Source organism: Streptomyces sp. MB09-01 (assembly GCF_033794505.1).
In the GTDB taxonomy this organism is placed as follows: Bacteria; Actinomycetota; Actinomycetes; order Streptomycetales; family Streptomycetaceae; genus Streptomyces.
On the sequence record NZ_JARAYQ010000022.1, the window covers coordinates 35,826 to 60,374 of the forward strand.

Consider the following 24,549-nt stretch of genomic DNA (forward strand, 5'->3'; position numbering starts at 1 on the left):
CTCGTCAGGCGGCGAACCCGCCGTCCACGGCGAACTCCGCCCCGGTGACGTACTCCGCCCCGGGCCCGGCCAGGAAGGCCACCATGCCGGCCACCTCGGCCGCCGCCGCGAAGCGTCCCAGGGCGGTCATCGCCGCCTGCGGCCCCGCGTGCGGCCCGTCCGCCGGGTTCATCTCGGTGTCCACCGGCCCCGGGTGAACGATGTTCGCGGTGATTCCGCGCCCGCCCAGCTCCCGGGCGAGGGCCTTCGTCAGGCTGGTCAGGGCCGACTTGCTCATCGCGTAGAGCGTCGCGCCGGGGCCGGGGACCCGCTGGGTGATGCAGCTGCCGATGGTGATGATCCGCCCGCCGCGCCCCAGTTCGGCGGCCGCGGCCTGGGTGGTGGTGAACACCCCGCGGACGTTGACCGCGAGGACCCGCTCCACGTCGGCCGCGGTCAGCCCCTCCAGCGGTCCGAGCACGCCCACCCCCGCGTTGTTGACCAGCACGTCGAGCCGCCCGAACTCCCGCACGACCCGCTCCACCGCGTCGTGTCCGGACCCCGGATCCCCGGCGTCGGCCCGCACCGCCAGCGCCCGCCGCCCGAGTGCCTCGACCTTCCCGGCCACCCCGGCCGCGGCCTCCTCGCTGCTCATGTAGGTGAACGCGACGTCCGCGCCCTCCTCGGCCAGCCGCAGGACCGTCGCGGCCCCGATCCCCCTGCTGCCACCCGTCACCAGTGCCACTTTGCCGTCCATGACGTCCTCCTTCGATCGCCCGCCAGTTAGTTGCAAGTTCAATCAAATCCCCGGGAGGTCGAGGGCGCTGGCAGGAATCCGACCTCGCGTTTCGTACGGGGGCGTGCGTGGCGTCGCGATGAGATTTCAGGGGTCCGGGAGTCTGCACTCGTGTAGGGACGACCGAGCTAGGAGCGCAGAGCCATGGGAAAGCTGACCCTGACCACCTTCGTGACCCTCGACGGCGTGATGCAGGCACCCGGGGGGCCGGAGGAGGACCGCAGCGGCGGGTTCGAGTACGGCGGCTGGCTGGCGCCGTTCACCGACGAGGGGATGCTGGAGTTCGTCAAGGAGGTCTTCGGGCGGACCGGGGCGTTCCTGCTCGGGCGGCGGACGTACGAGATCTTCGCCGGGTACTGGCCGCACCACGACGATCCGGCCGACCCCATCGCGGGCAACCTGAACCGCCTGCCGAAGTACGTGGCCTCCACCACGCTCGAGGAGCCGGCCTGGGGCCCGGCCACCGTGCTGGACGGGGAGCACCTGCAGAGCGAGATCGTCCGGGTCAAGGACGCGCTGGAGGGGGAGCTGCAGGTGCACGGCAGCGGGCAGCTCGCGCAGTGGCTCCTGGCGCGGGACCTCGTGGAGGAGCTGAACCTGCTGGTCTTCCCCGTGTTCCTGGGCGCGGGGCGCAAGCTGTTCCCGACCGGCGGGCTGCCGACCGCATTCGAGGTGACGCAATCCCGTACGACATCGGCCGGAACCGCCATCCACACCTACCGGCCGACGGGCCGGGCCACCTTCGGCACGGTCGGATGAGCCGGGCTGCCCAGGCCCTCTAGCGCGGGTCCAGGGCGAGCTGGACCACGCGGCCCTCGCGCAGGACCAGCAGGTCCGGGGCCTCGTGCTCGTAGTGGCGGATGCGGCCGACCGGGCCCGGCGGGCGGATGTGGGGGGCCACGAGCAGCAGGAAGTCCTCCAGGTCCGGGAGCTGTTCCGCGTGGATCTCCTGGCGGGCCGTCAGCGCCCAGCCGCCGTGTCCGGTCGGGGCGAGTTCGCCGACGAGCACGCCCCGGACGCGCCGCGCGGGGCCGCGGGCGCAGAGGAGGCCGGTGTCCGGTGCCAGTTGGTGCCGGACTTCCGCGACCACGGCCTCCGGCGTGCTGTCGAGAAGGTCGAAGGCCAGGTCCAGGGCGTAGAGATCAGCCATGCACCCGATGCTAAGGTCCCGTGCGGGCGGGCCGGAAACGGGTCGCCCGGCATGATCGGCTCCGGTAGCGTGCCCCCTGCATCCGTGCGAGCCGCCGAAGTCTCCACCTCTTCCATGACGTTGGAGACCTCCGATGACCGTGATCTCGCCGGCCCTCGAAGCCGCCCCCCGCCGGGCCTGGCTCGCCGACCTGCCGGTCCTGGCCGTCGCCGTCGTCTGGGGCGGCAGCTACCTCGCCGCCAAGGGCATCACCACCTCGCACACCGTCATCGCCGTGCTCGTGCTGCGGTTCGCCCTGGTCCTGCCCGTCCTGGTCGTCGCCGGGTGGTCGCGGCTGCGCGCGCTCAGCGGCGCCCAGCTGCGCTCCGCCGGGCTACTGGGACTCGTACTCGGCGGCATCTTCCTCCTGGAGACCTACGGGGTCGTCCACACCTCCGCCACCAACGCCGGGCTGATCATCAGCCTGACCATGATCTTCACCCCGCTGGCCGAGGCCACGATGAGGCGGCAGGCGCCCTCCACCGGATTCCTCGGGGCCGCGGCCCTCTCCGTGGCCGGTGTCGTGCTGCTCACCCAGGGGGCCGGATTCACCGCGCCCAGTCTCGGTGACCTGCTGATCCTCGGCGCCGCCCTCGCCCGGACCCTGCACGTCCTGCTCATGGCCCGGGTCGAGGCCGTCCAGGACGCCGACGCGCTGTCCCTGACCACCGTGCAGCTCGGCGGGGCCGTACTCGTCTTCGCGCTGCTCGCCGCCGTGCCCGGGACCGGGGCGAGCCCCTGGGCCGCCGCCGCCGATTTCGGGGCCGCGGAGTGGGCGGGGCTGGCCTTCCTCTCCGTCTTCTGCACCCTCTTCGCCTTCTTCGTGCAGATGTGGGCCGTGCGCCGCACCTCGCCCTCCCGGGTCAGCCTGCTGCTCGGCACCGAGCCCCTGTGGGCGGCCGTCGCCGGCATCGCCGTCGGCGGCGAGCACCTCGGCCCCCTCGGCTACGCGGGCGCCGCCCTGGTGCTCGCCGGCACCGCGTGGGGCCGTCGCGCCGTCGCCCCGGCTGTCCAGAGGGCGCGTCGTCCCGCCGCACAGAGGGCGCCCGAGCACCTGTCCGGAAAACGACGCAGCCACGGGTGATCGCCCGCCATAGGGTGGCCCAATGCCCGTGCGCTTACAGAACCGGCAGGTCCGGGAGTTCCTCGAGGCGGACCCGGCGCCGCTCCCGGCGCGAGAGTTCGCAGGCCTCCGCGATCCTGAACGCCGCCAGTGCCTCCCGGCCGTCGCACGGGTTGGGCCGCTCGCCCCGCACCAGGTGGACGAAAGCTGCCAGCTCGGCCTCGTACGCCGGGGCGAAACGTTCCAGGAAGCCGGTCCACGGCTTGCTCGCCGGGGGTGGGCCGTGCGGTTCGGTGGAGGCGATCGGAGTCCGGTCGTCCAGCCCCGCCGAGACCTGGTCCAGCTCCCCGGCCAGCTCCATCCGCACGTCGTACCCGGCGCCGTTGCACCGCGTGCCGGTGGCCGTGACCAGGGTTCCGTCGTCCAGCGTCAGCACGGCCGCCGCCGTGTCGATGTCGCCCGCCTCCCGGAACAGGGCAGGTCCCGCGTCCGAACCGGCCGCGTACACCTCGACCACCTCGTGCCCGGTGACCCAGCGGACCATGTCGAAGTCGTGCACCAGGCAGTCCCGGTAGAGCCCGCCGGAGGTCGCCAGGTACGCGGCCGCCGGCGGCGCCGGATCGGCCGTCATCGTCCGGACGGTGTGCAGCCGCCCGAGGGCGCCCGAGCGGACCAGCTCGCGGGCCGTGCCGTAGCCCGCGTCGAAGCGGCGCATGAAGCCCACCTGGAGCAGCCCGCCCGCGGCCGCGACCTCGCGCAGCGCCGCCAGGGTCCGGTTCAGGTCCGGGGCCAGCGGTTTCTCGCAGAACACCGGCAGCCCGCCGCGCACCGCCCGTACGACGAGGTCCGCGTGCGCCTCGGTCGCGGACGCGACCACCACGGCGTCCACGCCCCAGGTGAAGACCTGCTCCACGGAGGGCGCGGCGGTGGCCCCGAGCCGGTCGGCGAGGCGCGCCGCCCGCGCGGGATCGGCGTCCGCGAGCAGGAGCGAGCCGGCTTCCGGGTGGCGGGCCAGTGCCGCGGCGTGGAAGGACCCGATCCGGCCCGTTCCGATGAGCCCGATGCGCATGCACTCAACCTGACCCTGTCGGCGGAACCTGTCAATCCGCCCGCGCATGTCAACCTGCCCGCGCGGGCCCCGATGACCCTCCATGGTCGACTGTGGCGGATACTGAGCGGCTGGACCGGAATGGAGCCGGAATGACCGGATTGGTGACCGGCTCGACGACGGACCGAATTGATGACGAGGGAAGGGCGCGGCGACGTGGCTAGGGTTCGGACAGGGGTGCGCGTCGTGGGCGCGGTGCTCGCGGCGGTACTGGGGGCCTCGCTCGCGGGCTGCAGCAGTACGGGTGGCAAGCGCGCCGAGGAGCGGGCGAAGGCCGCCGAGGCGGGCCGGCCCGCCGTCTCCACCCCGCGCTGGACCTTCGCGATGGTCACGCACGCGGGCGACGGCGACACCTTCTGGGACATCGTCCAGAAGGGTGCCAAGGAGGCCGCGGCCAAGGACAACATCAACTTCGTCTATTCCCACGACGACCAGGCCCAGCAGCAGGCGCAGTTCGTGCAGAACGCCATCGACCAGAAGGTCGACGGGATCGTCGTCAGCCTCGCCAAGCCGGAGGCCCTCAAGGACGTCATCGCCAAGGCCGTGAAGGCCGGCATCCCCGTGATCACGGTCAATTCCGGCTCCGCCCAGTCCGCCGAGTACGGCGCGCTGACCCACATCGGCCAGGACGAGGAGATCGCCGGCGAGGCGGTCGGCACCGAGCTGGGCAAGCGTGGCCGCAAGAACGCCGTCTGCGTCCTGCACGAGCAGGGCAACGTGGGCCACGAGCAGCGCTGCGCCGGAGCCAAGAAGACCTTCAGCGGCACGATGGAGAACCTGTACGTCGAGGGCACCAACATGCCCTCCGTCCAGGCGGCCATCCAGGCGAAGCTCCAGGCCGACCCGTCCGTCGACGCGATCGTCACCCTCGGCGCCCCCTTCGCCCCGACCGCGATCAAGGCGAAGGACGCGGCGGCCAGCAAGGCCGAGGTCGACACCTTCGACCTCAACGCGTCCGTGGCCCGCGACCTCAAGTCCGGGGCCCTCGGCTTCGCCGTCGACCAGCAGCCCTACCTCCAGGGCTACGAGGCAATCGACCTGCTCTGGCTGTACCGCTACAACGCGAACGTGCTCGGCGGCGGCCGCCCGGTGCTCACCGGACCGCAGATCGTCACCGCCGCCGAGGCGTCCAAGCTGGAGGAGTTCATCAAGCGGGGCAGCCGATGAGCACGCACACCGCCGTCGACGAACGGCTCGCGCCGACCTCCGTCGTGCGCAAACTGCTCTCCCGCCCGGAGCTGGGCTCGGTGGTCGGTGCCGCCGCCGTCTTCGTCTTCTTCTCCATCGCCGCGCCCAGCTTCCTGCAGGCCTCCAGCCTCAGCACGATCCTGTACTCGGCCTCCACCATCGGGATCATGGCCGCCCCGGTGGCCCTGCTGATGATCGGCGGCGAGTTCGACCTCTCCGCTGGTGTCATGGTCACGACTTCCGCGCTGGTGAGCTCGATGTTCAGCTACCAGATGACGGCCGACGTCTGGGTCGGCGTCGCGGTGTCCCTGCTGGTCACCCTGGCCATCGGCTTCTTCAACGGCTTCATGCTGACCCGCACCAGGCTGCCCAGCTTCATCATCACGCTCGGCACCTTCCTGATGCTGACCGGCCTGAACCTCGGCTTCACCAAGCTGATCAGCGGTTCGGTCTCCACCAAGACCATCGCCGACATGGAAGGCTTCTCCTCCGCGCGGGCCCTGTTCGCCTCGCAGTGGAACATCGGCTCGGTCACCCTCAAGGTCACCATCCTGTGGTGGCTCGCCATCGTCGCCGTGGCCACCTGGATCCTGCTGCGCACCCGCGCCGGGAACTGGATCTTCGCCGTGGGCGGCGGGGCCGACGCGGCCCGGGCGACCGGCGTGCCCGTCGTGAAGACCCGCATCGGCCTCTACATGGGCGTCGCCCTGTGCGCCTGGATCTCCGGGCAGCACATCCTCTTCTCGTTCGACGTGGTCCAGTCGGGCGAAGGCGTCGGCAACGAGTTCCTCTACATCATCGCGGCCGTCATCGGCGGCTGTCTGATGACCGGCGGCTACGGCTCCGCCATCGGCTCGGCGGTCGGCGCCTTCATCTTCGGCATGACCAGCAACGGCATCGTCTACGCCCAGTGGAACCCGGACTGGTTCAAGTTCTTCCTCGGCGCGATGCTCCTGCTGGCCACGCTGCTCAACGCATGGGTCCGCAAGCGGGCGGAGGCACGGTCATGACCACGGCACTCGTGAAGCTGACCGACGTCAGCAAGTACTACGGCAACATCCGCGCCCTCCAGGGGGTCTCCCTGGAGGTCTCGGCGGGCGAGATCACCTGCGTCCTCGGCGACAACGGCGCCGGCAAGTCCACCCTCATCAAGATCATTGCAGGGCTGCATCAGCACGACGCGGGCACCTTCGAGATCGAAGGAGAGGAGACCGTGCTGGCCAACCCGCGCGCGGCCCTGGACCGCGGCATCGCCACCGTCTACCAGGACCTCGCCGTCGTACCGCTCATGCCCGTGTGGCGCAACTTCTTCCTCGGCTCCGAGCCCACCAGGGGCCGCGGCCCCCTCCGCCGCCTCGACGTGGACCTCATGCGCGAGACCACCCGCGCCGAGCTGCTGCGCATGGGCATCGACCTGCGCGACGTGGACCAGCCCATCGGCACCCTGTCCGGCGGTGAGCGCCAGTGCGTGGCCATCGCCCGCGCCGTGTACTTCGGCGCCAAGGTCCTCGTGCTCGACGAGCCCACCGCGGCGCTCGGCGTGAAGCAGTCCGGCGTGGTCCTCAAGTACGTCGCCGCCGCCCGCGACGCGGGCCTCGGCGTGGTCCTGATCACCCACAACCCGCACCACGCGTACCTGGTGGGGGACCGTTTCGTGCTCCTCAAGCGCGGCACCATGGCGGGCAGCCACACCCGCGACTCGATCACGCTCGACGAGCTCACCCGGCAGATGGCGGGCGGCTCCGAGCTGGACGAGCTGAGCCACGAACTGGAGCGAGTGGCAGAATCAGGGGCGGACGCCCCACCCGGCGCAGCCGACCCGGCTTCCCGCACCACCCCACCGAAGAGGGACGACACGACTCGATGAGCACGTACCGGGACTTCACGCTCTCCCACCGGGGGTCGGCGCGAGGCACCGTCCTGCGGACCATCGGCACCCGTGAGCGCCGGTCGCACCTGACCGCCCCGCGCGTCCCGACCGTCGGCATCGACATCGGCGGCACCAAGGTGATGGCAGGGGTCGTCGACGCCGACGGCATCATCCTGGAGAAGATCCGGACCGAGACCCCGGACAAGTCCAAGAGCCCCAAGGTCGTCGAGGACACCATCGTCGAGCTGGTGCTGGACCTCTCCGACCGGCACGACGTGCACGCGGTCGGCATCGGGGCCGCCGGCTGGGTGGACGCCGACCGCTCCCGGGTCCTGTTCGCACCCCACCTGGCCTGGCGCGACGAGCCGCTGCGCGACGCGCTCCAGTCCCGGCTCGCCGTTCCCGTCATGGTCGACAACGACGCCAACACCGCCGCCTGGGCCGAGTGGCGCTTCGGCGCCGGACGCGGCGAGGACCACCTCGTCATGATCACGCTCGGCACCGGCATCGGCGGGGCCATCCTCGAAGGCGGCCAGGTCAAGCGCGGCCGGTACGGGGTCGCCGGCGAATTCGGCCACATGCAGGTCGTCCCCGGCGGCCACCGCTGCCCCTGCGGCAACCGCGGCTGCTGGGAGCAGTACAGCTCCGGAAACGCCCTGGTCCGCGAGGCCCGCGAGCTGGCCGCCGCCGACTCCCCGGTGGCGTACAACATCATCGCCAAGGTCGGCGGCAACGTCCACGAGATCACGGGGCCGCTCATCACCGAGCTGGCCCGGGAGGGCGACGCCATGTGCGTCGAGCTCCTCCAGGACATCGGCCAGTGGCTCGGCGTCGGCATCGCGAACCTCGCCGCCGCCCTCGACCCCTCCTGCTTCGTCATCGGCGGCGGCGTCAGCGCCGCCGACGACCTGCTGATCGGCCCCGCCCGGGACGCCTTCCGCCGCCACCTCACCGGCCGCGGCTACCGGCCGGAGGCCCGCATCGCCAAGGCCCAGCTCGGCCCCGAGGCCGGCATGGTCGGCGCCGCCGACCTCGCCCGGCTCGTCGCCCGGCGCTTCCGCCGCGCCACCCGCCGGCGGGTCGAGCGCTACGAACGGTACGAGCGCTACGCGCAGCAGCTGGGCCGGCGCGACCCCGCCGGACCCGAGGACCAGGAAAAACAGTGACGCCGCCCTCCCTGCCCCATCAGGCCTCCGCCCCCGACGCGGACGCCACGCCGCCAACCGCCGAGGACCGCAGGCACGTCGTCAAGCGCCGCTGGATCACCGCGATCATCATCCTGCTGCTGATCGGGGTACCCGCGGGCTACCTCGCCATCTCCACCCAGCAGAGCCGCGAGAGCGGCCGCGACAAGGCCGCCAAGGTCGGAGCGTCCGAGGTGCGCCCCGGCTGGCCCTCCAAGGTGCAGCGGAGCATCTACGAGGTCCCGATCCCGCCGAAGGCCTGGCGGGTCGGGTTCCTGGAGACCAACAACTGGCGCACCAGCCGGCTGTTCACCCAGTTCGCGGTGACCCCGGAGGACCTGGACGCCTTCCTCGCCGCGGTCGGCACCAGCCGGGCCGGGCTGAAGCAGGGCGAGGTCTCGATCTCCGCGCACGACTCGGAGGTCGCCGGCTGGAGCTGGAGCCCGGAGGCCACCTGGTACGGCACCACCGTGGAACAGCCTGACCCGCGCCCCAGCCGCGACATCACGGTGGACCTCACCGACCCCGCGAAGCCGAAGGTCTACGTGGTCTCCACGACCACCCCCTGACCGGGGCCCCTCCACCGCTAGCCTGGGATCATGAAGCTCACCAAGCGGCTGCACTCCTGCGTCCAGTTGGAGAAGGACGGGCGCACGCTCGTCATCGACCCGGGCGCCTTCAGCGAACCGGACGCGGGCCTGGGGGCGGACGCCCTGCTGGTCACGCACGAACACCCCGACCACTTCGAGGAGGGCCGGCTGCGGGCCGCCCTCGACGCGAACCCGGCGGCCGGGCTGTGGACCCTGCGCAGCGTCGCCGAGAAGCTCGCCCCCGCCTATCCGGGCCGGGTGCACACCGTCGGCCACGGCGACGCCTTCACGGCCGCCGGGTTCGAGGTCCAGGTGCACGGGGAGCTGCACGCGGAGATCCACCCGGACATCCCGCGGGTCACGAACGTCGGCTACCTCGTGGAGGGTTCCCTCTTCCACCCCGGGGACGCCCTGACCGTGCCCGGGGTGCCGGTGGAGACCCTGATGGTCCCGGTGCACGCCCCCTGGAACAAGGTCGCGGAAGTGATCGACTACCTCCGCGAGGTCAAGCCGCGCCGGGCCCTCGACATCCACGACGCCTACCTCTCCGACATCGCCCGGCCGATCTACGACTCCGCCCTGGACGCACTCGGGGGCACCGACCACGGCCGACTCACCGCGGGGGACAGCACCGACCTGTGAGTGTCGGTGCCTGGAGGTAGGTTGGAACGCATGCGTATCGCCACCTTCAACGTCAACTCCATCACCGCCAGGCTGCCGCGCCTGCTGGCCTGGCTGGAGAGCTCCGGCACCGATGTCCTGTGCATCCAGGAGACCAAGTGCTCGGCGGAGCAGTTCCCGCACGCCGAGCTGCGCGAGCTGGGCTACGAATCGGCCGTCAACGCCACCGGCCGGTGGAACGGCGTGGCCCTGCTCTCCAAGGTGGGCCTGGACGACGTGGTCCTCGGGCTGCCCGGCGGGCCCGACTACGAAGGCGTCCAGGAGCCCCGCGCGATCTCCGCGACCTGCGGTGGGGTCCGGGTCTGGTCGGTGTACGTGCCCAACGGCCGCGAGGTCGAGCACGACCACTACGGCTACAAGCTGGACTGGTTCCGCTCCCTGGCCACGGCCGTCGCACAGGACGCGGCCGGCCCGCGCCCCTTCGCGGTGCTCGGCGACTTCAACGTGGCCCCGACCGACGAGGACGTCTACGACCCGGCCGTCTTCGCGGGTCTCACCCACGTCACCCCCGCCGAGCGGGCAGCCCTGGAGGCGCTGCGGGCCGCCGGGCTCTCCGACGTGCTGCCGCGCCCCCTCAAGTACGACCGCCCCTACACGTACTGGGACTACCGCCAGCTCGCCTTCCCCAAGAACCGCGGCATGCGCATCGACCTGGTGTACGGGAACGAGCCCTTCACCAAGGCGGTCACCGACGCCTACGTCGACCGCGAGGAGCGCAAGGGCAAGGGCGCGTCCGACCACGCGCCGGTCGTCGTGGACCTGGACCTCGACCGGTAGGCCGTGCCGGACGGTCCTCGCCGGCCGTCATCCGGGCCGGCCGGTCCAAGCGCGCCCTGTGGCCAGCGGCGGATCCTGGTGCGACGCTGGGCGGTATGAACATCCCTTTCCTGGACAACTGGCTGAACCGGCGTGAAACGGAACAGGGTGCGGGACTCGCCGCCGCCCTCGCGGAGGATCCCGAGGGCGTCGCCGAGCTGTTCTCGGAGTGCGAGATGCTGCGCGTCCAGGCACGGGCTGACGGCCTCGAACTCGACGGGAGCCAGGGCTCCTTGGAGGCCCTGGACCAGCTGATGCCCCGCTGGCGGCGAGACCCCGAGGCGGTGCCCTGGCTCGGCAACGACGCGGGCTTCTACCTCGGGACCGTGATCGTCCGGACCGTCCCGGGGGCCGCCTGGCGGGTGTGGCCCAACGGCCAGCCGGTGATCCGGCTGGCCTCGGGCCGCGAGCTGAACGTGATCGAGTCGGGGGTCTCCTGGGCGATGACCGGATCGCCCGAACTCAGCCAGGCGTACGCGGAGGCCTCCGAGGGCTGATGCTCCGGCGTGTCGGAGCGAAGTACCCTGCCGGGGCGATAGTTTGCGCTGACCTCGACACACCGACACCGAGTGGGCAGGGCAGCGCATGACCGTCGATCCGTTGATCGAGCTGCGGGACGTCAACAAGCACTTCGGACAGCTGCACGTCCTGCGGGACATCAACCTCACCGTCAGCCGCGGCGAGGTGGTGGTGGTCATCGGCCCCTCCGGTTCGGGGAAGTCCACCCTGTGCCGGGCGATCAACCGGCTGGAGACCGTCGAGTCGGGCACGATCCTGCTGGACGGGGAGCCGCTGCCCGCCGAGGGCAAGGAGCTGGCCCGGCTGCGCGCCGAGGTGGGGATGGTCTTCCAGGCCTTCAACCTCTTCGCGCACAAGACCGTCCTCGCCAACGTCTCGCTCGCGCAGGTCAAGGTCCGCGGGCGCAAGAAGGGCGAGGCGGACGAGCGCTCCCGGCAGCTCCTGGACCGCGTCGGCCTCGCCGACCAGGCGCAGAAGTTCCCCGCCCAGCTCTCCGGCGGCCAGCAGCAGCGCGTGGCCATCGCCCGGGCCCTCGCCATGGACCCCAAGGCCCTGCTCTTCGACGAGCCCACCTCCGCGCTCGACCCGGAGATGATCAACGAGGTGCTGGAGGTCATGCAGCAGCTCGCCCGCGAGGGGATGACCATGGTCGTGGTCACCCACGAGATGGGCTTCGCCCGCTCCGCCGCGAACCGGGTGGTGTTCATGGCCGACGGGCGGATCGTCGAGGACCGCACTCCGGAGCAGTTCTTCACCGCTCCGGAGAGCGACCGGGCCAAGGACTTCCTCTCCAAGATCCTCAAGCACTGAGGGGCCGGCGGCCGCCGTGGATCACTGCTCGCGCAGCGGCACCGAGACGTACGACGGGTCGGAGCGCGGCGAGGAGAAGGTCAGCTGCGCCCCCGTGGGGTTGTGCTCGATGTAGAGCGGGTCGACGGTGTCGATGACGAGCGCGAGCCGGTGGCCCGCGGGCACGTCGTAGGCGGTGGAGAAGAGCTCCAGGTCCACCCCGAACGCCACGCCCGGCGTACGGCCGTGGAAGGTGTACGGGGCGTTGCTGACGAGCTTGCCGATCCCGAGCGGGCCGACGTCGTAGAGGTACGCGACGAAGGTGCCGTCGGCTCTGGTGGGAGTGACGGTGGTGTGCAGGCCGACGGTGCCGCGGACCCGGCGCGCGGCGTCGTAGCGCTCCGACTGCCAGACGGCGGCGAAGGCGCGGGGGAGCAGCGGTACGGACGCGGTCGGGGGCGCCTTGACGAACTGGTCGAGGATGCTGGAGAGCAGGATGATGCCGCCGTTGGCGCCGGAGTCGACATTGGCGAAGAGGTGCTCGCTGTCGGAGAGTGCGAGCTTCTCGGTGCCGCCCGAGCCGACCGACTTCCAGTCGGCGTAGCCCTCGTACCCGTCGTTGCTGCGGGACTTGATCTGCACCGGGGCCTCGGTGTCGATGCCGTTGCGCTCGCCCTTGAGGTAGCGGTCGAACCAGCGGTGGGCGCTGGTCCAGGTGTCGTTGGGCAGGCCGAGCAGGCCGGTGCCCTCGGCGGTGGCGTGGTCCCCGGGCCGGAACTCCAGGCGCTTGGGGCCGGTCAGCCGCTCGTAGAACTTCGCGTACTGGTTGGGCGGGAAGATCGTGTCGCCCCAGGCGTTGCCGAGCATGATCGCGGCGCCGTTGGCGTTGATCCGGTCCACCTGCTCGGAAGCCGATCGCTTCCTGCCCCACTCGATCATCTGCTGCTCCTGGTCCAGCCGGGAGCCGAGGAAGTTACCGAGGAGCGTCTGGAGTTCGGGGCCGGGGCGGCCGGTGAGGTATCCGGCGGCGCCGAGCATCGCGGCGGCCTGGCGGTGCTGGGTGCGGCCGGAGTAGATGGACTCGGTGAGGTCGGCCCAGCCGCTCATCGCGACCACGGCCTTGACGCGCGGGTCGTGGGCGGAGGCCAGCAGGGTGATGCCGGCGGCGTACGAGACCCCGCCGAGGCCGATGCGGTCCGCGTCGGCGGGGGAGTTGGCCAGGGCCCAGTCGATCACGGCGCTGACGTCGGCGATGTCCGGCGGGCCGGCCACCTCGATCTGCCCGCCGGAGAGCCAGAAGCCGCGGGAGGTGTAACTGACCACGACGTAGCCGGAGTCGGCGAGCTTCCTGGCCTGGGCGATGTATTCGATCTGCGGCAGGCCCCAGCTGGTGGGCAGCACGATCAGCGGGTACTTCCGGCCGCTCACGGCTCCGGCCGGGGTGAAGACGTTGCCCTTGAGGGTGATGCCGCCGGAGCCGGGAATGTCGTGGAAACGCAGTTCCGGCGAGGCCGCCGGGGCGTCGGCGACGGCTGCCGCGGCGGGGGCGGGCGCCGCCTGGGCCTGGTGGGGGGCCAGGCCCAGGGCGGCTGCCGCCAGCAGGGCTGCCACGGCTGCGGCGGTGGTGGTGCGTTCCATCAAGCGCTCCTCGCGTACGCCGGGGTTGTCAAAGTGACCCGACGGTAACGGGAGGGGGTTACTGAAGGTAACCCATCAGTAAGTTACGTGGTGGTAACAATTGAACGAGAGTCAGTGGGCGGGCGGTCGGCGCTCAGCCGTTCTGCGGGGTTCCGTTCGCGGCGCTCTTGGCCTTCCAGGCGTCCCAGGTCAGGTTCCACTCGCCGTAGCCGTTGCCGATGTCGGCATTGCCCTTGGAGCCCGAGCCCACGACCTCGAAGGGGTCGCCGATCTGGGACTCCGCGAAGAAGCCCTTGGCGTCGGCGTCGCTCATTCCCACGCAGCCGGAACTGCTGTTGGCGCGGCCGAAGTTGCCGGAGTTCCACGGCGCGGCGTGCGCATACATGCCGGACCAGGTGAGCCGCATCGAGTAGTCGACCATCTTGTCGTAGGCGTCGTCCAGGCCCACCGTCTGGGAGTCCATCCGGATGGTGCCCTCCTTCGTCATGATCACCATCTTCCCGGACCAGGACGCCTTCTTGCCGCCCGGAGTGCCGGCCGAGATCGGGATCGTCTTCTGCGCCTGGCCGTCCTCGGTCACCGACATCTTCTTGGTGTCGAGGCTGACCTCGATCCGGCGGTCCTTGCCGATCTTGAACTCGGTGTTGTAGTCCTTGGCGAAAAGGCCGCCGCCCTTGCCGGAGTCCACGCCGTTCAGGTTCATCTCGACCTTCACGTCCGTGCCGGACTTCCAGTACTCCTTGGGCCGCCAGTCCACGCGGTCGTTGCCGGAGTAGTCCTTGATCCAGCCCCAGGAGCCCTCGGTGTTGTTCGAGGTGGTGACCTTGAGCTGCTTCTCCACCTCCGCCTTGTTCGCCACCGGGTTGTCGAAGGCGATCGACACCGGCATCGCCACGCCCACCGTGCTGCCCTTGGGTATGTTGATCGAGACCTTGTTCACCTTGTCGGCGGGGCTGGTCTTGAACTGCGTGGAGGCGCTCTGGCTCTCGGTGTTCTGGGCCTCGACCTTGTACTCCGCGCCGGGGGCGGCGTTGCGCTCAGAGGTCCAGGTCCTGCCGTCGTCGGCTATCTTGCCCGGCAGCTCCGCGCCCTTGGCGTCGGTCACCTTCACCTGGGCCAGCTTGCCTTCGGCGACGGTCACCGTGACGGGCTGCCCCGCCTTGACCTGATCGCCCGTGAGGTTCACCGAGACGGCCATGTCGGCCTTCGGCTTCAGCTCGGCGTTGCCGGTCGCACCGCTCCCGCCATCGCTTCCGCCCGAGCAGGCGGTGAGCGCGGCGGCCAGAAGTGCGGTACCGGCCATGGCGGTGCGGCGTGTGCGGCTCAACGTAAACCCCTCCCAAGAATTAACCGTTCGCAAACCTAGATGCGAACAGGACGACTCTAGGTTGCGCAATCCGCCGAAAATGTCGTCCCGTCGGTTGTGACATGGACCGCAGCGAAACGGTCACCGTCCGGTCACAATCACCGCGCCGTCCGGTCATGGGCGGCTGTGAGAGTCCTGTGCATCCCGGGCCCCGGCCCCCGCCACTGACGTACAGGAAGGCCGATCAGCCATGTGTGCACTGCTCGTGACCCCCGCCCGGCAGCACGACCAGGACCGGGAGCTGACGGTGCGCACCCTGTCCGACCTCGAATACCAGGCGTTCCTTTCCCGGCACGGTCGGGCGAGTTTCCTCCAGTACCCGTCCTGGGCCGCGGTAAAGGACCTTTGGCGGTCGGAAAAGGTCGGATGGCACTGTCCCGGCGGCGAAATAGAGGGTGCCGGACTCGTGCTCTACCGCCAATTCCCCGGCACCCGTAAATATTTCGCCTACCTTCCCGAGGGTCCCGTCGCGGACTGGGCCGACCCGCGCATCGACCGCTGGCTCACTCCCCTCATGCGTCACATGCGCGCCTCCGGCGCCTTCGCCGTCCGCATCGGCCCGACCCCTGCCTACCGCCGCTGGGACGCGGCCACCGCAAAGTCCGGGACCGGGACCGGCCGGCAGATGTCCGACGTGATCGCCACCGAGGTCGACCCGGTGGGCGCGGCCCTCGCCGACCGGCTGCGCACCCGCGGCTGGAAGCGCTGCGGCGGTGAGGACGACGGCGACGCCCAGCCCCGCCACGTCTTCCGCGTGCCGCTGGCCGGCCGCTCCCTGGACGACCTGTGGTCGGGCCTGAACCAGGAGTGGCGGCGCAACGTCCGCAAGGCCGCGAAGGCCGGTGTGGAGACGGTCCCCGGCACCTCCGCCGACCTGCCCGAGTTCTACCGGCTGTTGCGCATCACCGAGGAGCGCGACGGCTTCCGGCTCGGCCGCTCCCTCGCGTACTACGAGCAGCAGTACCGCGTCCTGAACGCGGAGCAGCCCGGCCGCATGCGCCTCTACCTGGGCATCCACCGGGGCGAGATCCTCGCCGCCCACACGATGATCGTCGCCGGGAAGCGGGTCTGGTACCAGACCGGCGCCTCCGCCGACCACCGGCGCGAGGTGCGGCCCAGCAACGCCCTGCAGTGGCGCATGATGTGCGACGCACACGCCCTCGGCGCGGAGGAGTACGACATGCGCGGGGTACCCTCCACCCTTGACCCCGACGAACGTTCTTTCGGGCTGCTGCGCTGGAAGCTCGGCACCGGCGGGCAGGTCGTCGAAACGCTCGGCGAATGGGAGACCCCGATGGACGGAGTGGCCAACACGGCGCTCTACAAGGCGTTCCAGGCCTACCTGGCCCGCCGGTGACGGCCACCGACACCAGGCACAACGCCGCCCCGGCCGGCGGCGGCGCGGCGCCGGGCAAGACCTCGGTGCTGCGCAGCGGCGCGCTCATGGCGGCAGGCTCGGTCGTCTCCCGCGCCACCGGCTTCGTCCGCTCCGCCGTCGTCGTCGCCGCCCTGGGCATCGGCATGCTCGGCGACGGCTACGCAGTGGCCAACACGGTCCCGAACATCATCTACATGCTGCTCATCGGCGGCGCGCTCAACGCCGTCTTCGTGCCCGAGCTGGTCCGCGCCGCCAAGGAACACGCCGACGGCGGCGCCGCCTACACCGACCGGCTCCTCACCGCCTGCACGGCGGCGCTCGTCGCGCTCACCGCCGCGGCCGTCCTCGCCGCCCCGCTGATCGTCTCGACGTACACCGGCTACAGCGGGACCCAGGAGAGCACCACCGTCGCGCTGGCCCGCTACTGCCTGCCACAGATCCTCTTCTACGGGCTCTTCACCCTGCTCGGGCAGGTGCTGAACGCGCGCGGCCGGTTCGGCGCGATGATGTGGACCCCGGTCCTCAACAACGTCGTGATCATCGGCGTCTTCGGGCTCTTCCTCTACGTCTCGCACGACGCCACGGACGGCCTGACCGCCGCCGAGACCCGGCTCCTGGGACTCGGCACCACCGCCGGCATCGTCGTGCAGGCCCTCGCCCTCGTCCCCTCGCTGCGCGCCGCCCGCTTCCGCTGGCGGCCGCGCTTCGACTGGCGCGGCAGCGGCCTCGGCCGCCCCCTGCGCAACGCGGGCTGGCTGGTCATGCTCGTCCTCACCAACCAGATCGCGTACTGGGTCGTCACCCGGCTCTCGACCACCGCCGGAACCCAGGCGGACCTGGCCGGCCTCCCGGGCGCCGGCTACACCGCCTACAGCAACGCCTACCAGCTGTGGATCGTCCCGCAGGGCATCATCACCGTCTCCCTCGTGACCGCCCTGATGCCCCGGATGAGCGCGGCCGCCTCCGACGGCGAACTCGCCACCCTGCGCGGGGACATCTCCTACGCACTGCGCTCCAGCGCCGCGCTCGTCGTCCCCGCCGCCGCCCTCTTCGCCGCCCTCGCACCCTGGGTGATGGGCAGCGTCTTCGAGTACGGCGTCACCGACGCCGCGGACATCGAGGTCATGGCGGGCATGCTCATCGCCTTCGCCCCCGGCCTGATCGCCTACTCCGCCCAGTACGTGCTGTCCCGCGGCTTCTACGCCCTCTCCGACACCCGGACCCCCTTCTTCCTGAACCTGGTCATCGCCGCGCTGAACGCCGGGCTGTCCGCCGCCGCCTACTTCCTGCTGTCCCCCCGGTGGGCGGTCACCGGCATGGCCGCGGCCTCCTCCCTCGCCTTCCTCGCGGGCGCCGCCGTGACCGCGTACACCCTGTCCCGCCGGCTCGGCCCGCGCGCGGGGACCCGCAAGGAACGCCGCGCCACGGCCGTACGGACCCACCTGCGGCTCCTGGCCGCCTGCGTCCCGGCGGCCGCCGCGGCGTACGCGGCCGGCCGGGCCGCCGAGCGCTTCGGCGACTTCGCGGCGGTCGGGGCGGGAACCGCGGCCCTCGCTCTCGTCGTCGTCCTCCTTGCCCGCCCGCTGCGCCTGACGGAGATCACCGACCTGCTGGACTCCCTGCGGCGCAAGGTCGGTCGATAGCAGGAGGAACCGCAACAGAACGACTTGGCATACTGACCGGATGCCACGTGTACTGCTGATCGAGGACGACCCGTCCATCCGGGAGGGCGTGGGTCTGGGCCTGCGCCGCCGCGGCCACGAAGTGAGCTCCGCCGAGACCGGTGAGGAGGGGCTCGCCCTGATGGCGGGCTTCCGCCCCGAACTCGTCCTCCTCGACCTGATGCTGCCCGGCATGAACGGTGTGCAGGTCTGCCATCGCATACGCGAGAACAGCGAGGTGCCGATCATCATGCTCACTGCGCGCGGCGACGACTTCGACGTGGTCATCGGCCTGGAGGCGGGCGCCGACGACTACATCGTGAAACCCGCCCGAACCGAGGTCATAGAAGCCCGCATCAAGGCCGTACTGCGTCGGCTCAGCGACCCCGTGGGCGCCCGCTCCGAGATCGCGGTCCACGGCGAACTCGCCATCGACCGCGCCGGGCTGACCGTCGCCAAGAACGGCGAGCGCGTCGCCCTCGCCCCCAGCGAGATCAAGCTCCTGCTGCACCTGTCCGCTTCGCCCGAGCAGGTCTTCTCCCGCCAGCAGCTTCTCGAGTACGTCTGGGACCACAGCTACCACGCCGACTCCCGGCTCGTGGACGCCTGCGTCCGCCGCCTGCGCCACAAGATCGAGGACCCCGCCGGCAGCCCCCGCTACATCCAGACCGTGCGCGGCTTCGGCTACCGCTTCGGCCCCCTGTAGGCGGCGGTGCGACGCATAGCACCGCTCGGGCTGCGCACCCGGCTGATAGCGGCCTTCCTACTGGTCGCCGCGATCAGCGCGGTCAGCACGGCCGCCCTCACCTACCAGCAGGCGCGCAACGCCATCCTCAAGCAGACCCAGGACACCGCCGTCAACACCCTGCGGGACCAGGTCGAACAGCAGGAGATCCACCTCCCGCTGGGCCAGCCGGAGCTCCAGCGCATCGTCATCGAGCTCGGCAAACGCGGCAAACCCCACCCCTGGATCGTCTTCGGCGAATACGGCGGGCTGCGGGTCTCCACCAACCCCGGCACGCCCACCTCCGGCGTGATCACCGACAGCCTGCGCGACAAGGTCCGCAACAACCAGTACGCCGCCTTCCAGCGCGCCGAGGACCAGCGCGGCAACCCGTGGCTCACGATCGGCGTCCCCGCCCTCTTCGAACACAACGGCTACACCGAAGCCACCGGGGTCGTCTTCTACGCCAGCGTCCCGCTCTCCACCGAGAAGCAGACCGTCGAAGCCATGGTCGAGGCCGCCCAGCAGGGCGCCGTCCCGGGGCTGGCCATCGCCATCATCCCCGCGCTGCTGGCCGCCCGCAGCGTGCTGCGGCCGGTCCGCGACATGCGGCGCGCCGCCCAGCGGCTCGGCCGAGGCCGCCTCGACACCCGCATCGAGGTCCGGGGCGCCGACGAACTCGCCGGACTCGCCCGCACCTTCAACGAGACCGCCCGCGCCCTGGAGCAGTCCGTGCGCGAGCTGCAGGACGCGGAGACCCGCGCCCGCCGCTTCGCCTCCGACGTCTCCCACGAACTGCGCACCCCGCTCGCCGGGATGCTCGCCGTGACCGAGGTCCTCGACGAGGACGCCGCGCGCCTCGACGCCGACACGGCCAAGGCCCTGCGCCTGGTGAGCGCCGAGACCGGCAAACTCGCCGTCCTCGTCGAGGACCTGATGGAGATCTCCCGCTTCGACGCCCGGGCCGCCGAGCTCAACCTCGACGACGTGGACATCGCCGAAGCCGTGCGCAAGACCCTCGAACGACGCCGCTGGGACGACGAGCGCGTCGTCACCCGGCTGCCGGACCGGGTACGCGCCCGACTCGACCCGCGCCGCTTCGACGTGGTCCTCGCCAACCTCGTCGGCAACGCCCTGCGGCACGGCGGCGCCCCCGTCCACGTCACCGTACGGACCGCGCCGGGCGAGGGCGGCGAACGGCTGCTCATCGACGTCGCCGACAGCGGGCCCGGCATCGCCCCGGAGGTGCTGCCGCACATCTTCGACCGCTTCTTCAAGGCCGACGCGGCCAGGACCCGCTCCGCGGGCAGCGGCCTCGGACTCGCCATCACCCTGGAGAACGTACGCCTGCACGGCGGCACCCTCCGGGCGGGCAACGGGCCGTCCGGGGGAGCCCTCTTCACCCTCGACATGCCGCTGGAGGCCCGCGTATGACAGGGCGGAAGAAGAGAACCCGGGCCACGGCGGTCACGGCCGCGCTGGCGGGCTGTGCCCTGCTGCTCGCCGGATGCGGCATCAAACGCACCGGGGTCATCGAGAGCGGCCACGCCGCCACCGTCAAGGTCCCCGGCGCCAAGACCGCTGCCGTCCTCTACTTCGTCTCCGAGGAGGGCGACCGGCTCGTCCCGGTCCCGTTCACGATCGGCGCCGACTACACCCTCGCGCCCGTGCCGCTCCTGCGGCTGCTGATGAACGGCCCCAGCGGTCCGGCCCAGGAGGCCGGGCTCACCACGGCGCTCCCCCGGCTGCCCGAGGGGGCGGAGGCGCTGATCGTGAGCGCGCCGGACAAGGGACTGACGGTCCGTTTGCCGTTCGCCGTGGGCACCCTGTCGGACCTGGCCCGCGACCAGCTGGTGTGCACCGTCGGCGTCTCCGCCGTGCCGGACGTCGTCAGCCCGGTCACCCTGCAGGGCACCGACACCACCCTCCCGTCCGCGGAGTGCGAGCGGGGGCGCTGACGGGCGCTGACGGGCGCTGACGGGCGCGGCCGGCCGCACCCTTGCGGGCAGGGCCGCGCACCCGTCACGGTGGCCTCATGGATCACGCCGCGGACGTCCCGGACGTCTTCGACCCCCGGCTCTACGCCGAGGGCATCCCTCACGACAGCTACCGGACGCTGCGCGAGCACCATCCGGTGGCCTGGCAGCCGGAACCGCAGATCCAGGGCTGGCCCGCCGGACCCGGCTTCTGGGCGGTCACCCGGCACGCCGACGTCGTCCGTGTCCTGCGCGACCACCGCACGTACTCCTCCTGGATCGGCGCCACCCAGATCCGCGACCCGGACCCGGCCGACCTGCCGTTCCTGCGGCGCACCATGCTCAACCAGGACCCTTCCCCCATGCCCTGCGGGCCGGGGGAAACCCCGGCCCCGCACGGCCGCCTGCGCCGGCTCGTCTCCCGCGCCTTCACCCCGGCCCGCGTCGACGCCTTCGCCTGCCGGGTACGGGAGCGCGCCCGCGCCCTGCTGGCCGCCGCACGGGAGGGCGCCGAGGACGGCGCCGCCGACCTCGTGCGCACCGTCACCGACGAATACGCGCTGCTGAACCTCACCGACCTGCTGGGCGTCCCGGCCGCCGACCGCGCCCTGCTGCTGGAGTGGACCGTACGGATCATCGGCTACCAGGACCCCGAGGACGCCCCGGCCCCCGTGCTCGGCCCGGACGGCAAGCCCCTCAATCCGCGCTCCCCGGCGCTGCTCGGCGAGATGTTCGCGTACGCCCGCGAACTGGCCGCCCACAAGCGCGCACACCCCGGCGACGACGTGATGACCGCCCTGGCCGGAGCCGGGCTCGACCCGGCCGAACTGGAGATGTTCTTCTTCCTGCTGACCGTCGCCGGCAACGACACCGTGCGCAGCGCCGCCCCCGGCGGTCTGCTCGCACTCGCCCACGCCCCGAACGCCTACCGGCAGCTCGCGGACGGCCGGGTCCCCGTGGACCGGGCCGTCGACGAACTCCTGCGCGTCCACCCGCCGGTGCTCAGCTTCCGCCGCACCGCCGCCGCCGACACCGAACTGGCCGGGCAGCCGATCCGGGCGGGGGACAAGGTGGTGGTCTTCCACGCCTCCGCCAACCACGACGAGCGGGTCTTCACCGACCCCCACCGCCTCGACCTCGGCCGGACGCCCAATCCGCACGTCTCCTTCGGGGACGGCCCGCACGTCTGCCTCGGCGCCCACTTCGCCCGGCTCCAGCTGCGCACCCTCTACGAGGAGTGGTGCGCGGCCATGCCCGTCCCGGAACTCGCCGGCCCGCCGAGGCGGTTGGTGTCGAACTTCATCAACGGGATCACGCGGCTGCCGGTGCGGGTGTCCGGGCCGGGCCGGTGACGTCCGCCAGCAGCTCCGTGACGTCGGGACCGTAGGCATCGGAGTTGATCACCTTCAGCACGAGGCAGAACGACCGGTCGCCGTACTTGCGCGCCAGCCGCTCGTGGTGCCGGGCCAGGTACCGGGCCGCGGCCTGGTTGCTAATGGCGGTCTGGCCCGACAGCAGGAACACCGGCCGGGAGCCCTGCCCGGTCGTCAGCCGCGCCAGCAGGACGTGCTCGACCTCGCCCTTCACCCAGCGGTACGCCTCCCCGCCGATCCGGATGGCACCGCGGTCCGGATCGCCCGACGGGAGGCCGACGTCGGTCTGCACCCCCGGCAGCATGGACGCCAGGTGCGCGGTCGTCCGGACATTGGAGGTCGGCCCGCCGACGCAGAACTCGGCGCGCTCGCCGAAGCCCTGCCGTGCCGTGTCGTGGGTGACGATCTGGACGGTCGCCCCGCAGTCCTTGATCAGGGAGGAGATCTCCAGCAGGGCGAAGGCGTCGTTGCGGTGCAGGGACGCATCGGTGCCGCCCATCTGCCGGTTGACCACGAACAGACAGTCGGAGCCGGTCGGCAGGCCGAAGAAGGCCTGCTTGCGGCGGAGCGCGCGCCGCCAGAGGTAGGTGCGGGCGAACCAGCCGAGCCCGCCGCTGAGGGCGGTGGCTATCACCCCGAGCAGGATGTTGCGCACGTCGTCGTTCATGCGCGGGATGCTAGCGCCGTGACCGCGGCACCGGGACACCCGGTGCGGGAGATCACCTGCGCCGCTCCCGGCGCGTCCGACAGCACTCACCACGAGGCGTCCTGACGGGGCGGGGGGCGCGGCGCTAGGCTCGGCGCCACGCTGCCACTGGAGGTCCGGATGCACCGCCCCGTCGCCCGCACGTTACCGCTGCTGGCCGTAGTCGCCGCACTCGTCTCGACCGGCGCCGCACCGCCGTCCGCCGCCGGGACCCCGGCCCCGCCGGCGAAGGTCCCGGTCGCCGCGGGCTACGGCGGGGCCGTCGCCAGTGTCGACGCCGACGCCTCGGCGGTGGGCATCGGCGTCCTGCGCGCCGGCGGCAACGCCGTGGACGCCGCCGTCGCCACCGCCGCCGCACTCGGCGTCACCGAGCCCTACTCGGCGGGCATCGGCGGAGGCGGCTACTTCGTCTACTACGACGCGAAGTCGCGGCGCGTGCACACCATCGACGGCCGGGAGACCGCGCCGGCCTCGGCCACCGCCACCCTCTTCCAGGAGAACGGCGTCCCCATCCCCTTCGCCGAGGGCCAGACCAGCGGTCTCGGCGTCGGAGTCCCCGGCACCCCCGCCACCTGGACGAGCGCCCTCGACGCCTGGGGCACCCGCCGGCTGCCCCAGCTCCTCAAGCCCGCCGAGAAGCTGGCCCGCGACGGCTTCACGGTGGACAGCACCTTCCGCGCCCAGACCGAGCTCAACGAGGCCCGGTTCAGGGACTTCCCCGACACCTCGAAGCTCTTCCTGCCCGGCGGCGCCCTGCCGGTGGTCGGCTCCACCTTCAAGAACCCGGACCTGGCGGCCACCTACGCCGAGCTGGCCCGCAAGGGCACGGGCGCGCTCTACCGCGGCCCGATCGCCGAGGAGATCGTCCGGACCGTCCGCCGGCCCCCGGTGGACCCGGCCGCGACACGGACCGTCCGCTCCGGCGACCTGACCACCCGTGACCTGCGCGCGTACGCGACCAAGCGGCAGGACCCGACCCGGGTGGGCTACCGCGGTCTGGACGTCTACGGCATGGCGCCCTCCTCCTCCGGCGGCACCACCGTCGGCGAGGCCCTCAACATCCTGGAGCGCACCGACCTCTCGAAGCTCTCCGAGGCGCAGTACCTGCACCACTTCATCGAGGCCTCGCGGATCTCCTTCGCCGACCGGGGCCGCTGGGTCGGCGACCCGGCCGCCGTCAGCGTGCCGACGCGCGAGCTGCTCTCGCAGCGGTTCGCCGACTCGCGGGCCTGCCTGATCGAGCCGGACCGTACGCTGACCAGCCCGCTCGCCCCCGGTGACCCGCGCAGCCCGGTGCCGTGCGCCCCCACCGGCCAGGCCGCCCCCACCACGTACGAGGGGGAGAACACCACCCACCTGACGGTCGCCGACCGCTGGGGCAACGTGGTCTCCTACACCCTGACCATCGAGTCCACCGGCGGCAGCGCGATCACCGTGCCGGGCCGCGGGTTCCTGCTCAACAACGAGCTGACCGACTTCTCCTTCGCCCCGGCCGCACCCGGAGTCCCGGACCCGAACCTGCCCGGCCCGGGCAAGCGGCCGCGGTCCTCCATGTCCCCGACGATCGTGCTGGAGGACGGCCGGCCCGTGCTCGCCGTGGGCTCCCCTGGCGGCGCCACCATCATCACCACCGTCCTGCAGACCCTCACCGGACACCTGGACCGGGGCCTGCCGCTGGTCGACGCGATCGCCGCGCCGCGCGCCAGCCAGCGCAACCAGGCCACCACCGAGCTGGAGCCGGGCCTGTGGAACAGCCCGCTCCGCGCCTCTTTGGAGGCACTCGGCCAGGGCTTCCGCCAGAACCCGGAGATCGGCGCCGCCACCGGCGTCCAGCGGCTGCCCGACGGCCGCTGGCTGGCGGCGGCCGAGACCACCCGCCGCGGCGGCGGCTCGGCCATGGTCGTCCACCCGCACGGCAGGCCGTAGGGCCTCGCGGCGGGCGGCCTGGGGCGGGC

General features: G+C 71.9%; 24 protein-coding genes. 18 read left to right on the forward strand and 6 right to left on the reverse strand.

Annotation, left to right across the window (positions count from 1 at the left end; translation table 11 throughout):
- Positions 1–4: 4 nt before the first annotated feature.
- On the reverse strand, positions 5–736 hold the full coding sequence (locus PV721_RS07460) for an SDR family oxidoreductase (protein ID WP_319722034.1): 732 nt from the start codon (positions 734–736) through the stop codon (positions 5–7).
- Between the two features lie 183 nt (positions 737–919).
- Between PV721_RS07460 and PV721_RS07465 the strand changes: the two genes are divergently transcribed.
- Entirely contained in the window at positions 920–1,534 is a 615-nt protein-coding gene (locus PV721_RS07465; protein WP_319722035.1) for a dihydrofolate reductase family protein, read from the forward strand.
- Positions 1,535–1,553: 19 nt separating this feature from the next.
- Here the strand turns inward: PV721_RS07465 and PV721_RS07470 are convergent, their stop codons facing one another.
- Entirely contained in the window at positions 1,554–1,925 is a 372-nt protein-coding gene (locus tag PV721_RS07470) for a hypothetical protein (RefSeq protein ID WP_319722036.1), read from the reverse strand.
- 133 nt (positions 1,926–2,058) lie between these two features.
- Here PV721_RS07470 and PV721_RS07475 point away from each other — a divergent pair, with 133 nt between their 5' ends.
- Positions 2,059–3,048 carry a DMT family transporter gene (locus tag PV721_RS07475; protein WP_319722037.1) on the forward strand — a complete coding sequence of 330 codons (990 nt, stop codon included), beginning with the start codon at positions 2,059–2,061 and terminating at the stop codon, positions 3,046–3,048.
- A 34-nt stretch (positions 3,049–3,082) separates the two neighbouring features.
- Here PV721_RS07475 and PV721_RS07480 read toward each other — a convergent pair whose 3' ends face one another.
- Positions 3,083–4,096, reverse strand: coding sequence for a Gfo/Idh/MocA family oxidoreductase (locus tag PV721_RS07480; RefSeq protein WP_319722038.1), 1,014 nt, complete (start codon positions 4,094–4,096; stop codon positions 3,083–3,085).
- 225 nt (positions 4,097–4,321) lie between these two features.
- Between PV721_RS07480 and PV721_RS07485 the strand changes: the two genes are divergently transcribed.
- From PV721_RS07485 to PV721_RS07525, 9 genes are all read left to right on the forward strand, one after another.
- A complete protein-coding gene (locus tag PV721_RS07485) occupies positions 4,322–5,302 on the forward strand; it encodes a sugar ABC transporter substrate-binding protein (RefSeq protein ID WP_319722057.1) in 981 nt (326 codons plus the stop codon).
- On the forward strand, positions 5,299–6,333 hold the full coding sequence (locus tag PV721_RS07490) for an ABC transporter permease (protein WP_319722039.1): 1,035 nt from the start codon (positions 5,299–5,301) through the stop codon (positions 6,331–6,333). The genes PV721_RS07485 and PV721_RS07490 overlap by 4 nt, the downstream gene beginning before the upstream one ends.
- Positions 6,330–7,190 (forward strand): ATP-binding cassette domain-containing protein, encoded by an 861-nt coding sequence (locus tag PV721_RS07495; protein WP_319722040.1) that lies wholly within the window; start codon positions 6,330–6,332, stop codon positions 7,188–7,190. Before PV721_RS07490 ends, PV721_RS07495 begins: the two co-directional genes overlap by 4 nt.
- On the forward strand, positions 7,187–8,359 hold the full coding sequence (locus PV721_RS07500) for an ROK family glucokinase (protein WP_319722041.1): 1,173 nt from the start codon (positions 7,187–7,189) through the stop codon (positions 8,357–8,359). The genes PV721_RS07495 and PV721_RS07500 overlap by 4 nt, the downstream gene beginning before the upstream one ends.
- Positions 8,356–8,946, forward strand: coding sequence for a hypothetical protein (locus PV721_RS07505; protein ID WP_319722042.1), 591 nt, complete (start codon positions 8,356–8,358; stop codon positions 8,944–8,946). The genes PV721_RS07500 and PV721_RS07505 overlap by 4 nt, the downstream gene beginning before the upstream one ends.
- 30 nt (positions 8,947–8,976) lie before the next feature.
- A complete protein-coding gene (locus PV721_RS07510) occupies positions 8,977–9,609 on the forward strand; it encodes an MBL fold metallo-hydrolase (protein ID WP_319722043.1) in 633 nt (210 codons plus the stop codon).
- Between the two features lie 30 nt (positions 9,610–9,639).
- Positions 9,640–10,425 carry an exodeoxyribonuclease III gene (locus PV721_RS07515; RefSeq protein ID WP_319722044.1) on the forward strand — a complete coding sequence of 262 codons (786 nt, stop codon included), beginning with the start codon at positions 9,640–9,642 and terminating at the stop codon, positions 10,423–10,425.
- A gap of 95 nt (positions 10,426–10,520) precedes the next feature.
- Positions 10,521–10,961, forward strand: a complete 441-nt coding sequence (locus PV721_RS07520; RefSeq protein ID WP_319722045.1) for a DUF6278 family protein — start codon at positions 10,521–10,523, stop codon at positions 10,959–10,961.
- A gap of 88 nt (positions 10,962–11,049) precedes the next feature.
- A complete protein-coding gene (locus PV721_RS07525; protein WP_319722046.1) occupies positions 11,050–11,793 on the forward strand; it encodes an amino acid ABC transporter ATP-binding protein in 744 nt (247 codons plus the stop codon).
- 21 nt (positions 11,794–11,814) lie between these two features.
- Here PV721_RS07525 and PV721_RS07530 read toward each other — a convergent pair whose 3' ends face one another.
- Both PV721_RS07530 and PV721_RS07535 read right to left on the reverse strand, forming a co-directional pair.
- Positions 11,815–13,410, reverse strand: coding sequence for a CocE/NonD family hydrolase (locus PV721_RS07530; RefSeq protein ID WP_319722047.1), 1,596 nt, complete (start codon positions 13,408–13,410; stop codon positions 11,815–11,817).
- 133 nt (positions 13,411–13,543) lie between these two features.
- The gene (locus tag PV721_RS07535; protein ID WP_319722058.1) at positions 13,544–14,713 is read right to left on the reverse strand and encodes a L,D-transpeptidase; all 1,170 of its coding nucleotides are present in this window, start codon (positions 14,711–14,713) and stop codon (positions 13,544–13,546) included.
- Between the two features lie 253 nt (positions 14,714–14,966).
- Here PV721_RS07535 and PV721_RS07540 point away from each other — a divergent pair, with 253 nt between their 5' ends.
- The 6 genes from PV721_RS07540 (at position 14,967) to PV721_RS07565 (ending at position 21,867) form a co-directional block, all read left to right on the forward strand.
- Entirely contained in the window at positions 14,967–16,133 is a 1,167-nt protein-coding gene (locus PV721_RS07540) for a lipid II:glycine glycyltransferase FemX (RefSeq protein WP_319722048.1), read from the forward strand.
- Positions 16,130–17,797 carry a murein biosynthesis integral membrane protein MurJ gene (gene murJ / locus PV721_RS07545; RefSeq protein ID WP_416371051.1) on the forward strand — a complete coding sequence of 556 codons (1,668 nt, stop codon included), beginning with the start codon at positions 16,130–16,132 and terminating at the stop codon, positions 17,795–17,797. The genes PV721_RS07540 and murJ overlap by 4 nt, the downstream gene beginning before the upstream one ends.
- Positions 17,798–17,837: 40 nt before the next feature.
- Positions 17,838–18,521, forward strand: a complete 684-nt coding sequence (locus PV721_RS07550) for a response regulator transcription factor (RefSeq protein ID WP_319722050.1) — start codon at positions 17,838–17,840, stop codon at positions 18,519–18,521.
- Positions 18,522–18,527: 6 nt separating this feature from the next.
- Positions 18,528–19,973 (forward strand): HAMP domain-containing sensor histidine kinase, encoded by a 1,446-nt coding sequence (locus tag PV721_RS07555; protein ID WP_319722051.1) that lies wholly within the window; start codon positions 18,528–18,530, stop codon positions 19,971–19,973.
- Complete coding sequence (locus tag PV721_RS07560; RefSeq protein ID WP_319722052.1) at positions 19,970–20,497, forward strand: hypothetical protein; 528 nt, start codon at positions 19,970–19,972, stop codon at positions 20,495–20,497. Before PV721_RS07555 ends, PV721_RS07560 begins: the two co-directional genes overlap by 4 nt.
- A gap of 77 nt (positions 20,498–20,574) precedes the next feature.
- Positions 20,575–21,867: a cytochrome P450 gene (locus PV721_RS07565; protein ID WP_319722053.1), complete on the forward strand. Its 1,293-nt coding sequence runs from the start codon at positions 20,575–20,577 to the stop codon at positions 21,865–21,867.
- Here the strand turns inward: PV721_RS07565 and PV721_RS07570 are convergent.
- Entirely contained in the window at positions 21,827–22,555 is a 729-nt protein-coding gene (locus tag PV721_RS07570) for a hypothetical protein (RefSeq protein ID WP_319722054.1), read from the reverse strand. The two genes, PV721_RS07565 and PV721_RS07570, sit on opposite strands and share 41 nt — an antisense overlap.
- A gap of 159 nt (positions 22,556–22,714) precedes the next feature.
- On the opposite strand from PV721_RS07570, the gene ggt reads away from it, so the two are divergent.
- Positions 22,715–24,520: a gamma-glutamyltransferase gene (gene ggt, locus PV721_RS07575; RefSeq protein ID WP_319722055.1), complete on the forward strand. Its 1,806-nt coding sequence runs from the start codon at positions 22,715–22,717 to the stop codon at positions 24,518–24,520.
- The last annotated feature ends 29 nt before the right edge of the window (positions 24,521–24,549 follow it).

What these genes read in the sequence shown, in the direction of transcription:
- PV721_RS07530 (WP_319722047.1), bottom strand. Translation starts at nt 13,410, where the DNA reads ATGGAACGCACCACCACCGCCGCAGCCGTGGCAGCCCTGCTGGCGGCA.
- PV721_RS07540 (WP_319722048.1), top strand. Translation starts at nt 14,967, where the DNA reads ATGTGTGCACTGCTCGTGACCCCCGCCCGGCAGCACGACCAGGACCGG.
- PV721_RS07470 (WP_319722036.1), bottom strand. Translation starts at nt 1,925, where the DNA reads ATGGCTGATCTCTACGCCCTGGACCTGGCCTTCGACCTTCTCGACAGC.
- PV721_RS07520 (WP_319722045.1), top strand. Translation starts at nt 10,521, where the DNA reads ATGAACATCCCTTTCCTGGACAACTGGCTGAACCGGCGTGAAACGGAA.
- PV721_RS07515 (WP_319722044.1), top strand. Translation starts at nt 9,640, where the DNA reads ATGCGTATCGCCACCTTCAACGTCAACTCCATCACCGCCAGGCTGCCG.
- PV721_RS07525 (WP_319722046.1), top strand. Translation starts at nt 11,050, where the DNA reads ATGACCGTCGATCCGTTGATCGAGCTGCGGGACGTCAACAAGCACTTC.
- PV721_RS07490 (WP_319722039.1), top strand. Translation starts at nt 5,299, where the DNA reads ATGAGCACGCACACCGCCGTCGACGAACGGCTCGCGCCGACCTCCGTC.
- PV721_RS07560 (WP_319722052.1), top strand. Translation starts at nt 19,970, where the DNA reads ATGACAGGGCGGAAGAAGAGAACCCGGGCCACGGCGGTCACGGCCGCG.
- PV721_RS07570 (WP_319722054.1), bottom strand. Translation starts at nt 22,555, where the DNA reads ATGAACGACGACGTGCGCAACATCCTGCTCGGGGTGATAGCCACCGCC.
- PV721_RS07500 (WP_319722041.1), top strand. Translation starts at nt 7,187, where the DNA reads ATGAGCACGTACCGGGACTTCACGCTCTCCCACCGGGGGTCGGCGCGA.
- PV721_RS07510 (WP_319722043.1), top strand. Translation starts at nt 8,977, where the DNA reads ATGAAGCTCACCAAGCGGCTGCACTCCTGCGTCCAGTTGGAGAAGGAC.
- PV721_RS07550 (WP_319722050.1), top strand. Translation starts at nt 17,838, where the DNA reads ATGCCACGTGTACTGCTGATCGAGGACGACCCGTCCATCCGGGAGGGC.
- PV721_RS07495 (WP_319722040.1), top strand. Translation starts at nt 6,330, where the DNA reads ATGACCACGGCACTCGTGAAGCTGACCGACGTCAGCAAGTACTACGGC.
- PV721_RS07460 (WP_319722034.1), bottom strand. Translation starts at nt 736, where the DNA reads ATGGACGGCAAAGTGGCACTGGTGACGGGTGGCAGCAGGGGGATCGGG.
- PV721_RS07480 (WP_319722038.1), bottom strand. Translation starts at nt 4,096, where the DNA reads ATGCGCATCGGGCTCATCGGAACGGGCCGGATCGGGTCCTTCCACGCC.
- PV721_RS07475 (WP_319722037.1), top strand. Translation starts at nt 2,059, where the DNA reads ATGACCGTGATCTCGCCGGCCCTCGAAGCCGCCCCCCGCCGGGCCTGG.
- PV721_RS07465 (WP_319722035.1), top strand. Translation starts at nt 920, where the DNA reads ATGGGAAAGCTGACCCTGACCACCTTCGTGACCCTCGACGGCGTGATG.
- ggt (WP_319722055.1), top strand. Translation starts at nt 22,715, where the DNA reads ATGCACCGCCCCGTCGCCCGCACGTTACCGCTGCTGGCCGTAGTCGCC.
- PV721_RS07535 (WP_319722058.1), bottom strand. Translation starts at nt 14,713, where the DNA reads ATGGCCGGTACCGCACTTCTGGCCGCCGCGCTCACCGCCTGCTCGGGC.
- PV721_RS07565 (WP_319722053.1), top strand. Translation starts at nt 20,575, where the DNA reads ATGGATCACGCCGCGGACGTCCCGGACGTCTTCGACCCCCGGCTCTAC.